The sequence below is a fragment of the Halomonas sp. NPDC076908 genome, assembly GCF_050269715.1.
Taxonomy (GTDB): domain Bacteria; phylum Pseudomonadota; class Gammaproteobacteria; order Pseudomonadales; family Halomonadaceae; genus Vreelandella.
Window position 1 is genome coordinate 1 of sequence record NZ_JBNNIW010000059.1, and the last position, 11,290, is coordinate 11,290.

9 protein-coding genes are annotated in these 11,290 nt (G+C 53.1%); 5 read left to right on the forward strand and 4 right to left on the reverse strand.

Annotation, left to right across the window (positions count from 1 at the left end):
- The first annotated feature begins 162 nt into the window (after positions 1-162).
- The 3 genes from benC (at position 163) to ACQKE4_RS19480 (ending at position 3,306) form a co-directional block, all read left to right on the forward strand.
- Complete coding sequence (benC, locus tag ACQKE4_RS19470) at positions 163-1,188, forward strand: benzoate 1,2-dioxygenase electron transfer component BenC (protein WP_138799546.1); 1,026 nt, start codon at positions 163-165, stop codon at positions 1,186-1,188.
- Positions 1,185-1,985: a benzoate diol dehydrogenase BenD gene (benD, locus tag ACQKE4_RS19475; protein ID WP_290836457.1), complete on the forward strand. Its 801-nt coding sequence runs from the start codon at positions 1,185-1,187 to the stop codon at positions 1,983-1,985. Before benC ends, benD begins: the two co-directional genes overlap by 4 nt.
- Positions 1,986-2,061: 76 nt before the next feature.
- A complete protein-coding gene (locus tag ACQKE4_RS19480) occupies positions 2,062-3,306 on the forward strand; it encodes a benzoate/H(+) symporter BenE family transporter (RefSeq protein ID WP_290836456.1) in 1,245 nt (414 codons plus the stop codon).
- 204 nt (positions 3,307-3,510) lie between these two features.
- Here ACQKE4_RS19480 and ACQKE4_RS19485 read toward each other — a convergent pair whose 3' ends face one another.
- From ACQKE4_RS19485 to ACQKE4_RS19500, 4 genes are all read right to left on the reverse strand, one after another.
- Positions 3,511-4,635, reverse strand: a complete 1,125-nt coding sequence (locus ACQKE4_RS19485) for an NAD(P)-dependent alcohol dehydrogenase (RefSeq protein ID WP_009286243.1) — start codon at positions 4,633-4,635, stop codon at positions 3,511-3,513.
- A 52-nt stretch (positions 4,636-4,687) separates the two neighbouring features.
- Positions 4,688-6,154 (reverse strand): benzaldehyde dehydrogenase, encoded by a 1,467-nt coding sequence (locus ACQKE4_RS19490; RefSeq protein WP_290841811.1) that lies wholly within the window; start codon positions 6,152-6,154, stop codon positions 4,688-4,690.
- A 147-nt stretch (positions 6,155-6,301) separates the two neighbouring features.
- Entirely contained in the window at positions 6,302-7,234 is a 933-nt protein-coding gene (locus ACQKE4_RS19495; RefSeq protein ID WP_161609168.1) for a transporter, read from the reverse strand.
- A 264-nt stretch (positions 7,235-7,498) separates the two neighbouring features.
- Complete coding sequence (locus tag ACQKE4_RS19500; RefSeq protein WP_009286241.1) at positions 7,499-9,391, reverse strand: sigma-54-dependent Fis family transcriptional regulator; 1,893 nt, start codon at positions 9,389-9,391, stop codon at positions 7,499-7,501.
- Between the two features lie 543 nt (positions 9,392-9,934).
- On the opposite strand from ACQKE4_RS19500, the gene catA reads away from it, so the two are divergent.
- Positions 9,935-10,909: a catechol 1,2-dioxygenase gene (catA, locus tag ACQKE4_RS19505; protein ID WP_290836452.1), complete on the forward strand. Its 975-nt coding sequence runs from the start codon at positions 9,935-9,937 to the stop codon at positions 10,907-10,909.
- Between the two features lie 94 nt (positions 10,910-11,003).
- Positions 11,004-11,290: aromatic ring-hydroxylating oxygenase subunit alpha (locus ACQKE4_RS19510; RefSeq protein ID WP_427389901.1), on the forward strand; the 287-nt coding region annotated here is incomplete at its 3' end.

Consider the following 11,290-nt stretch of genomic DNA (forward strand, 5'->3'; position numbering starts at 1 on the left):
TACAAGAAGACCGACAGCTTTTTCGGCACGTCGTTTTACACCCTGGACGTGTCGGGTGAGACCCCGCTGATCACAAGAAAAGTCGTGCAGTTGAACAACGACTATATCCATCAGGTTATCGACGTGTATCACGTGTGACCTGAGGAGAGAGGAGAGTTAACCATGAGTTATACCATTGCCCTCAACTTTGAGGACGGCGTGACCCGGTTCATTGGCTGTAAAGAGGGAGAAACCGTTCTCGACGCCGCTTACCGGCAAAAAGTTAACCTGCCGATGGACTGCTCTGACGGTGTATGTGGCACCTGCAAAGGCCACTGCGAACAGGGCGAATTCGACATGGGTGACGAGTATCTGGAAGATGCGCTTTCCGATGAGGAAGCAGCTGAAGGCCAAGTGCTCACGTGCCAGATGGTGCCTTCTTCGGATTGCGTTATTCAAGTGCCAGTGGCATCCACGCTGTGTAAAACACAGGTGGGCAAGGTTGAGAGCACAGTAGCAGCAGTTGAGCAACTTTCCGAAGATAGTATTGAGCTAGTCGTTGATTTGGATGATGCCGAGGGCCTCGCCTTTTTGCCGGGGCAGTACATTCATATTGATGTGCCCGGTACTGAGGTGCACCGCTCCTACTCTTTCAGCTCCTTGCCGGGGGATAAGCGCGCCACCTTCTTAATTCGCAACATCCCCAATGGGGTAATGAGCGGCTATTTAACCGAGCGCGCGGCGGTGGGCGAAAAGCTTACGCTGACCGGCCCGCTGGGCAGCTTCTACCTGCGAGAAGTGAAGCGTCCGGTGCTAATGCTTGCTGGCGGCACGGGCCTGGCTCCGTTTCTCTCCATGTTAGCGCAATTGGTCGAAAAGGGCTGTGATGCGCCGATTCACATGATTTACGGCGTCAATAAAGATGACCACCTAGTCAAAACGGATGCGTTAGATGCCTTCGTAGAAAAAATTCCTAGCTTCACCTACGCCACCGTGGTGGTCGACGAGGCTAGCGAGCATTCGCGTAAAGGTTACGTGACGCACCACATGGACGCCGAGGTAATGCATGACGGCGATGTGGACGTTTACCTGTGTGGCCCACCCCCGATGGTAGATGCTGTGCTGAAGTACTTCGACGCTGAAGGAATCGAGCCCCAGAGCTTCCACTATGAGAAGTTCACACCTAATCAAGTGGGAGAGAGTGCATGAGCTATCAACGTTTTGACGGCCCACGTTTTCAAGATCGAGTAATGGTGGTCACGGGTGCTGCTCAAGGAATTGGACAGCGGGTTGCAGAGCGCGCCGCCGTTGAAGGTGCGCGCTTGGTATTGGTAGATCGCGCTGATGATATCCACGAGATCGTGGCTGGGCTAAGCAAGCAGGGCTGCGAAGTGATTGCGGTACAAGCAGACCTAGAAAAATGGGAAGGCGCCGAGCAAGTCATGCAGACGACGCTCTCTCACTTTGGTCGTATCGATATTTTGGTTAACAACGTTGGCGGCGCGATTAACTTCAAGCCTTTTACCGAGTTTAGCGAGGCGCAAATCGCCGCAGAGATCAACCGTTCTCTAATGCCTACGCTTTGGTGCTGCCGTGCGGCGCTGCCAACCATGGTTGAGCAGGGCAGCGGCGTCATCGTCAATGTCTCTTCAGCGGCAACGCGGGGTATTCACCGTATCCCCTATTCGGCAGCAAAGGGCGGTATCAACGCGCTAACCGCATCACTAGCGTTTGAGTATGCCGAGCATGGCATCCGGGTAGTCGCCATGGCCCCTGGAGGCACCGAAGCACCGCCACGGCGTATTTCGCGAGGGACACCGACGCCTAGCAATGAGACGGAAAAGGCGTGGTTTCAAGCGCATATCGATCAGACCAAGCAGAGCTGCTTGATGAGCCGCTATGGCACGTTAGACGAAATGGTCGCCCCCATTTTGTTCCTTGCTTCCGATGAAGCCAGTTACATCACTGGTAGCGTACTGCCTGTAGCGGGCGGCGACCTTGGCTAGCATTGGTTGGGAAAAAGATAATTCTAAATAAAGCGTTAGCTATAACTCTAAACACAATAATCCCCTGGAGCACACCGTGAAACATATTGAGAAAGGCGTCAGCCTAAGGCACGCGCCCCGCGATTTCCTGCGCGACCTCAATGCCGACAACGCCAGTACTGGGCTAGTGGCGGGAATTTTAGGGCTCAGCGTTGGGGTCGTTCACATCAGCGCTGGCACGTCTGCGGGTCTGGATTCCTCCTTCATCATGATTTGGGTCATCAGCTATCTGATGATCAATGGTTTGTTTGGGCTTTTCATGCCAGCTTACTACCGCTTGCCGCTGCCAATGGCTAACTCTATCCCAGGGGCATTAATGTTTGCAGCCGTCATCCCGGTAATAGGTTTGGAGGCTGCGCTAGGTGCGAGCTTGATTGCAGGTGCTATTACCCTGATTGCTGGTTTGACTGGCGTGATGGGCATTGTGATGCGCCTGATTCCTATGCCGATTGTCATGGGTATGGTTGGCGGCATGCTGCTTAGCTTTGGCCTCAATATGGTGCGTCCGTTGGAAAGTGCTATTGTGCCAGCCTCCATCATGATTCTGGCTTTCTTCTTTTCTGCACGGCTGTTTCGTAAGATTCCGCCCCTGATTGTGGCGATGTTAGCCGGAATCCTCTACCTAATAGCGACCGGTGTGGACCTCTCCGGTATCGAGGCGACGATCCGTTTCCCCGAGTTCATTGTTCCAGAATTCACTTTGGGTGCCTTTCTAACGTACGGTTTGCCGCTTGCCATTATCCTTGTAGGAATGGAGACACCCGCAGGCGTCGGTTTAGTGAAGGGAATGGGTTACAAAGAAGTGCCCGCCAATGCGATCACGGCGGTGGGCGGTCTAGGCACCATGGTGTCAGCCTTTTTCAATCTACACAGTACCTGTATTGCTGCGCCTATGACCGGTATCTGCGCATCTCCAGAGGCGGGTACTCACGATAAGCGCTGGGTAGCGGCGGTAATTGCTGGGGCTATCTTTGTCGTTGCCGCACCTTTCTACGGCTATGTGGTCAGCCTACTGGAGGCTACGCCGCGCTACTTTATTGCCATTATCGCTGGGCTGGCACTGATGCGGGTCATCACCTCCTCGATGGCTATCGCCTTTTCAGGCAAGAAGCATGAAATAGGTGCACTGTTTGCCTTTCTAATTGCCGCGTCGGGAATTCAGATTCTCGGCATCGGCGCCACGTTTTGGGCGTTGGTATTGGGCGTGGTCGTTTCAGCAATCTTCGAAACCAAGGACTTCGAGTTTATTTTCACCCGTGAGGTGGTCACCAAAAGCGGTTGACCTTTTGTTACCTCTGTCACTCGATAACCGCATCCTCCTTTGCCCGTGTCTGCTATCGCTGCTCGGGCATTTTTTCTCAACAGCATTGGATAAAAATGCCGATGGAGAACTTCCACCGGCAAAAGCTTGTTTTCAATGCACTTAAGGCGGTGCGCTGATGCCGCGTCCACTATAAGCTAGCCAGCATTAATGGATGCTATACGCTCAGCCATTCATCCGGATAATAGGCTTAAGCGTCATTCCTTCAGCACTATCGGCGGCTGCTTGGTTGATGTCCTCAAAGGAGTAATACTTCACCAGCTTATCGAAGGGGAAGCGACCCTGTTGGTAAAGTTCTACCAACTGAGGAATAAACTGTCTTGCCACGCTGTCTCCTTCGACGATACCGCGAATACTTTTTCCTCCTAAAAGGAGATCGTTCACATCAAAAGCGGCCTCGGTGCCCAAAGCAGGAGCCCCCACCACCCCTAGCATGCCTAGACCGCCAAGGGCATCTACCCCTTGACGAAGCACCTCGGGACGGCCTGTCGACTCCAACGCGAAATCAACACCGCCTCCGCTTATTTGCTGAATACGTTCTACTACTGACTCCTCTTTGGAGTTGATGGTATGTGTCGCCCCCAGCTCTTTGGCTAGCTCCAGGCGTGAAGGGATGATGTCAATGGCAATAATGGTAGTGGCACCTGCAATTTTTGCTGCCATGATGGACGCAAGCCCCACGGCCCCTGCACCAAAGGCGGCAAAACGGCTTCCAGGCGTGACTTTGAGAGCATTGATAACGGCACCGGCGCCTGTCTGTATGCCGCAACCTAGGGGGCCAAGTAATTCAAGAGGCGCGTCTTTTGGCACTTTGACTGCATTGTTTTCCCGGCTCAGGGAGTAGGTAGCGAAGGAGGACTGGCCAAAAAAATGATCGTGCAGAGGCTGGTTGTTACCATCACGAATGGCTTGGAAGCCGTCGGGGTCACCACCGCTGAAATTGCGTCCAAAAAAGTCTTTACAGTACGATGCATGTCCGGCATCACAAGGGTTGCAAGCACCGCAGTATGCATAACTCAGGACGACGTGGTCGCCAATTTCAAGTGAGGTAACTCCAGGGCCTACGGCTTCCACAACACCTGCGCCCTCATGCCCCAATACGGCAGGTAATGGCACCGGATAATACTGATCACGTACGATCAGGTCTGTATGGCACATACCGGTCGCCACCACCCTGACCAGCACTTCGTCTCCCTGGGGTGGGCGAATGCTCGCTTTTTCTATTGTAAAGTCAGCTCCTTTCTCTCGGGTGACTGCAACTGTGATGTCTGTGTGTGTATTGTTTGTCATGGTTCGCCTCGGTATTGCGTTGTAATAAGAAATTTCTGGCTAAAGGCAGCATTTAAAGAGGGTAGGCGGGCGCCTCCCCCTTGAGCGTTAGCCACTGCCACTGCGTGAATTCATCTATATTGCTGCTCCCCCCCACGCTGGTTCCATTGCCTGAGGCGCCAACCCCGCCGAAGGGGTTGATGACTTCGTCATTCACTGTTTGATCATTAATGTGCAACAACCCTGTTCTTAGCTGCTCGCCTAAGCGTAAAGCACGGCCCGCATCGCGCGAAATCACCCCGGCCGATAGCCCATACTCTGTATTATTGGCAAGTGCTACTGCCTCTGCGTCTGTGTCGAAAGGGATAACCACGGCAATAGGGGCAAACGCCTCCTCGTGAAAAATAGGGTTATCGGTGGTGACATCGCTGACGACCGCCGGCTTAAAGAAAAGCCCGTCAGTTTCACCACCCACGAGTACGTTGCCCCCGGACGCTTTTGCGCGAGACAGCAGGTCACATGCGTGATCCAGTTGGCCCTTGTCAATCAATGGGCCGAGAGCGAATTCTCCACTGCGCGGGTCACCAACGCTTAAGCTGCGTGCTTTCTCTGTCAGGCGTTCGAGGAAACGATCATAGATGTCCCGCTGAACCAGAATGCGGCCGCTCGACATGCAGATTTGACCCTGATGCAGATAGGCCCCCCAAGTGGCATTACTAATGGCCAAATCTAGGTCGGCATCATCAAGTATGATCAGCGAGTTTTTGCCGCCTAGCTCCAGCGATACTTTCTTAAGCAAACGGCCCGCGGTTTCGCCAATTTTTCGTCCTGCGGCTGTCGAGCCCGTAAACTGAATCATGGCAACGTTACGGTTCTCGACCAGTGCCGCCCCTGCTTCACCGCCTCCTGGCAGCATGGCAAGCACACCTTTAGGTAAGCCCGCCATCTCAAATAGACGCGCAATACTGACACCGCCACATACACTGGTGCGTGGGTCGGGTTTGAGTATGACCGCATTACCCAATGCCAGCGCAGGGGCGACCGCGCGTATAGCGAGGTACAGGGGAAAGTTAAAAGGTGATATGACGCCGACTACACCCACAGGACGACGGCGTGCAATATTGAGTCGGCCAGGCGTTGAGGGCATCAGCTCTCCCGCCGCACGTGAAGGTAACGAGGCGGCTTCGTGCAGTACTTTTATTGATATCGCCACTTCAAACGCGGCCTTGGCGGGCGTTGAACCGCTCTCGTCTATGAGCCAGTGGATCAATTCATCTTGGTGCTCCTCAGCGGTACGGGCGGCTTGGCGCATGATGGCCGCACGCTCATCGTATGAAGTGTCGCCCCAAGCAATGGCGGCTTCATGGCTTTTGTCGGCGACGGCATCTAACTGCTCGCTTGTCGTGCTGCCAATATGGCCGAGAGTTTCACCACTGGCAGGTGCCGTGACCGGCAATACATTGCCTGAACCGGCTACCCATTGACCTGTAAACACGTGCTCTTGCCATATGGTAGGTTTCAGTAATAGTGCATCGGACATGATGTTTCTCCTTTTCAATCGTCTCCCGCGTGCTCCAATATCGGTGCTACGCTTTTCTCTAAGTTACCCCATTGCCTTAGCCATGCTTGTGGCAACAAGGCCTAGGGGGCATATGCCATTGTGTTGGCGTTGTCAGTAGGTGAGTGTTCAGAATACTTTGGCTACACGAAGATTAATGCGCTGGTCTTCCTTGAAGCCATTTTCAACATTAATGTCCTGGCCGTACTGCAGCTGGAGTTGAAGAGTGGGCTGAACAAAGGTTGCGAACGTGGCCTGCCAGCGATTGTTATCAAGTGCGTCGTCTTGCCGAACTCCGCCAACGGTCGTTTCGCCGCCGAAGGAGTGATAGTAGGAGAGGGCAAGATGGCTTTGAGGGCTGAGTAAGTATTTGAAATGTGTCTGTAGGCTTTGGCTATCATTTTGCTCACGGCGCATACCTATAAAGTCATCGTTATCGCCGTAAGTCGCATATTCGGCGATGATATCCAGCATAAAATCGTCACCAAGACCGGTGACGTAACCTGCTTGGAAAATGCCTTTCCAGCGATTTTCACCGACATTAATGGGGCCATTAGAGGCGTCGTACTTTCCCGCAGGGATTGAGGCAAAGGCGGAGAAACCAAACCACTTTTGTTGATCCGGGTTGTTCACTAACCACGTAGTGGCGCCGATCATGGGATCGCCCATGCCACTAGAGGAGGTCGGCTCCAGAGGGCCGAAAGGTGCTTTCAATTCAACCCTACCAAAAGGCAGTATTATCTGGGGATTGACGGTATACCCACCGATATCCAGGTAGTGAATAAATCGGGCTAAACCGATACGGGTATCGAGCCCCGTATCACCGCGAAGCAAATCACCGTTCGCGTAAACTGAATCCCGGCTAGCATGCTGTAAATAAAGCAGCCCTAGCGTACTGCCTTCTGGTAGTGGTACGTAGTCACCTGGGTCTGTGGCAATTTCGGCGGCATTGGCGGTTAAAGTGGCGGTGGTGCTAAGCGTTAATGCTCCAGCCATCGCGAGAACATGTCGAATCTTTTTGCTCAGTGGGCTGCAGTGCATGGGCAGGCTATACGTCCGCATGTTATGTATCTCCATCATGCTTATTAATCTTGTAAGGTGCCTGCAATCTGTAGCGAGAAGCATGCCAACTGAGACGGTCGTGAATATTTATTTTAAGTTTTTGATTTTTATTATCCCCAAGCGTTCTTTCAGGGCCTTGATATAGTGCGTAGGCGTCTCAAAGTGAGAGCAATGTCTTAACATTCTCATTTTGATACAGCTTTAGCTTAGGGTGTATGCGCCGCTCTTCTGTTGCTCTTATGCCATGAGGCCCAGCTTGGACGGCTATTTTATGCTCTGGATTTCCTTGATTTTGCGATAAAGCGTGGCGCGGCCTATACCTAGATGTTTGGCAGCTTTGCTGATATTGCCATCGGTCTTTTCTAACGCTGCCTCGATCATATGCTGCTCTTGGGCCTTTAGTGTCGATGAGTAGCGCTTCCTTGAATGTTGAGGTGGGCTGTCAACGATCTCTGTGGGTAGGTGGCAAAGATCGATCAGATGATCGCTATCATCAGCCATTACATCAGCGTGTTTTAGGGCATGGCGCAGTTCGCGTACATTTCCTGGCCAGGGGTAGTTCTCCATTCGTTTGAGGGCATCAAATGATAGCTGACGCGTAGCCTGGGTGACTTGTGAACACTGCTCTACTAAAAATGCCTGTAACCGCGAGCGCTCTCTTAAAGGTGGGATTCTTAGCGGCATCCCTTGTATGCGGTAAAGCAGATCATCACGGAAAGCACCTTGAGCTACGGCTGATGCCAGATCATGGTGAGTTGCACAGATTAACTGGAAGTTTACGCTTTTCGTCTTACCCGCCCCCAGGCGGCTCACTTCGTGTGTTTCCAGCACTCTCAGCAGCCTGGATTGAAGAGTAAGGGGCATATCCCCAATTTCATCGAGAAATAAGGTGCCGCCGTTGGCCTGCTCGATCTTACCCGGCGCGCCGCCACGGCGAGCGCCTGTGTAGGCCCCCTCGGTATATCCAAAAAGCTCGCTTTCAATCAATGTCTCAGGAATAGCGGCGCAGTTAATAGCGATGAACTCTCCTGTTTTGTTGTCACTCTGTTCGTGAAGAGTCTTGGCCATGACTTCCTTGCCTACACCGGTTTCTCCCAGAATCAATACGGGAAGACGCTTGTTAACAGCTCTCAGGGCAAGTGGAATCTGTTTGTTAAGAGTCGCGTCGCCAAAGTCGGGTACTGATTCAACCGCTGACAAATGACGCTTGCTATCTTTGCAGGTAGCCGTTCCCTCAATCAGGCTTGTCTGATGCTGCACCGTTGGATTTAGTACGAAGGAAAGTCCGGAAGATGTCCGGCCTAACAATGGGGGGCGCTGACCCCTGGCGGCATCGACCAGTTCGCCAAAGCGAAGATCAAATAGTTCTTGGAAGTTTTTCGGGGCATGGCTAGCGGTGAGGCCGATCACTTCGCGCACCTTCGGCGTCATACCCAGGATTTCGCCCTCGGGGCCGAGGGCGATCAACATATCATTAGTTGTGGGTACTTGCTGCCAGCTTAGTTGCAGGATCAAGTAGGGCCGTAGCTGCATGATCAAGCGATGTTCGATCGCCCGCGCGCACTGGGTGACGAGTGAAAGTGCACTGCCTGGGGCCAAACTGTGCTCCCGAGTGATATCAATCGAACCAATCACTTGACCGTAGGGGGCGATGATGGGAGCGGCCGCACAATTCAGCGATTGATTAGTGGTGTAGTAGTGCTCCGGTCCTGAAACAGCAACAGGTCGGCCAGCCGTAAGCGCGCAGCTCATCGCCGATGTCCCAATGTATTGCTCCGAGAGATTGACCCCAGGACGGAAGGCCTGCTTGAGAACCCTGCCGGAGTGAGCGTTAGCTTGATAGGTGCATAGAGCATGGCCTTGGCGGTCAGTGAGTAGCAGTGCGTAGCCCGCACCACTAATGGTGCGATGAAGCTGTTCAATTGGGATAGTGGCTGCATTAGTAAGATTTTGATTTTTTTGTTTAATTTCGTTAAATCTACTGCACGGTACCGTTTCGTATATGACCCGCTCAGTCACACTCTTGTGCTCGGCGATACAGCGTTTCCATGAGTTCAGGATAGCTTCGTCTATTATTCCATTAGGAATATTCCCATCTTGGAAGAAAGCCTTTCTAGCCTCACTCAGCCTTTGTAAGGGCGTCAGTTGTGTATTCATTTATCCCTCTTCACTGCAATATTGTTCTATGTGGGCTTCAAATTCGGATGCGTTGCCAAGGATCTATTACATAAGAAAATATTAAATTGGTCATTGGAGCTTGCCTTGCACTGGCTTGTTATTCTTTTGTCGTAATTCAAAAATCTGTTGGATGCCCTCTTAGGTGTGAAATGCCCTGTACAGGGTTAACTAAACCCTACATAACAAAAAAAATAAATAAGCCGAGTATCCCTTTCGCAGAGCAGTAAGAATACTTCCATGTTTTTATTTATTTTTTACATATAAAACAATTGGTTATTTTTTAACAAAGCATTAGAAAGCATTGATGCTTGTAGGTGAGGGTGCCGCATCGAGATACCTATGAAGTATGGCAAGGAACTCAAACGATATTGGTCTGTTAAGTGGGGTCTAGTCGATATTACTGACGAACCAACAACAACTGTCGTCTTTAAGCCCATGATAGACGTACCCCAATCTCACCTCGAATGTTGCTGCTATCGCCGGGCCCCAAGACAACAATAAAACCAACGATAGGGTTTCACCATGACCGTAAAAATATTCGACACGCCCGAAGTGCAAGATTTCCTAAATGCCGTTGCTGGCGTTGATCAGTCAGGCGGCAATGACCGCGCCAAGCAGATCGTCCATCGCTTAGTCGGCGACCTATTCAAGCTGATTGACGACTTCGATGTCACGGAAGAAGAGTACTGGGCGGGCGTTAACCTGCTCAATGCGCTGGGTAGCCAGACCCAGTTCGGCTTGTTGTCCCCGGGGCTCGGCTTTGACCACTTTCTCGACATGCGCCAAGACGCTATTGATGCCGAAGCCAAGCGTACTGGCGGTACCCCGCGCACCATCGAAGGCCCGCTCTACGTGGCTGGCGCCCCGGAAGCCGAAGGCTTCGCGCGCATGGACGACGGCAGTGATGCCGATGGCGAGGTGATGTGGCTGACCGGTCAGGTGCGTGATGTCGACGGCACCCCGATTCCCGGCGCCAAGGTCGAGATTTGGCACTGCAATTCCAAGGGCGGCTACTCCTTCTTTGACCCCTCTCAGGACGAGTACAACATGCGCCGCACGATCTATGCGGATAGCGACGGCCGTTACACCGCGCGCAGTATTATCCCCTCCGGCTACGGCGTACCTGAAGGTGCCCCCACCGATGTGGTGCTCAAGTCATTGGGCCGCCACGGCGAGCGTCCGGCGCATATCCACTACTTTGTCTCCGCACCGGGCCATCAGCACCTGACCACCCAGATCAACCTGGCGGGCGACCCCTACACCTATGACGACTTCGCCTTTGCCACCCGCGAAGAGCTGGTGGTGCCCGCCGAGCGTATTGACGACCCGGCCGAGATCGCCAAGCGCGAGCTTGACGGCCCCTTCTCCCACGTGGTGTTCGATGTGGAGCTGGCCCAAACCGACGCCGCCGAACTGCAGGTACGTCACGCCCGCCCGCGGGCTAAAGAAGACGACCAGGATCTGGCCAGCCAGCTCGCCGGTACTGCCAAGGTTTAACGCCTCATAACCACGCGCTGACGATTGCCGTTGACCACCGTCCGGTGCGTCAGCGCTACCTCCAGGTTATGCCAAAGCATTGAGGAGAGAGATCATGACCACACAGCTTGATCAGCTCGAAGCCCGCGTGCGCGGCGCCGTCCAAGACGACCCCGCCCAGGGCATCTTCCGCTGCCACCGCAGCATGTTCACCGATCCTGACTTCTTTGAACTTGAGCTAAAGCACATCTTCGAAGGCAACTGGCTGTTCCTGGCCCACGAAAGCCAGATCAGTGAGCCAGGTGATTACATGACCGTCACCATGGGCCGCCAGCCAGTGATCATCACCCGCGACAAGCAGGGTGAATTGCATGGCCTGATTAATGCCTGTGCCCACCGCGG

Excerpts from the sequence above, each read along its gene's own strand:
- benC (WP_138799546.1), top strand. The coding sequence starts at position 163 with ATGAGTTATACCATTGCCCTCAACTTTGAGGACGGCGTGACCCGGTTC.
- benD (WP_290836457.1), top strand. The coding sequence starts at position 1,185 with ATGAGCTATCAACGTTTTGACGGCCCACGTTTTCAAGATCGAGTAATG.
- ACQKE4_RS19485 (WP_009286243.1), bottom strand. The coding sequence starts at position 4,635 with ATGACAAACAATACACACACAGACATCACAGTTGCAGTCACCCGAGAG.
- ACQKE4_RS19490 (WP_290841811.1), bottom strand. The coding sequence starts at position 6,154 with ATGTCCGATGCACTATTACTGAAACCTACCATATGGCAAGAGCACGTG.
- ACQKE4_RS19495 (WP_161609168.1), bottom strand. The coding sequence starts at position 7,234 with ATGCGGACGTATAGCCTGCCCATGCACTGCAGCCCACTGAGCAAAAAG.
- ACQKE4_RS19500 (WP_009286241.1), bottom strand. The coding sequence starts at position 9,391 with ATGAATACACAACTGACGCCCTTACAAAGGCTGAGTGAGGCTAGAAAG.
- catA (WP_290836452.1), top strand. The coding sequence starts at position 9,935 with ATGACCGTAAAAATATTCGACACGCCCGAAGTGCAAGATTTCCTAAAT.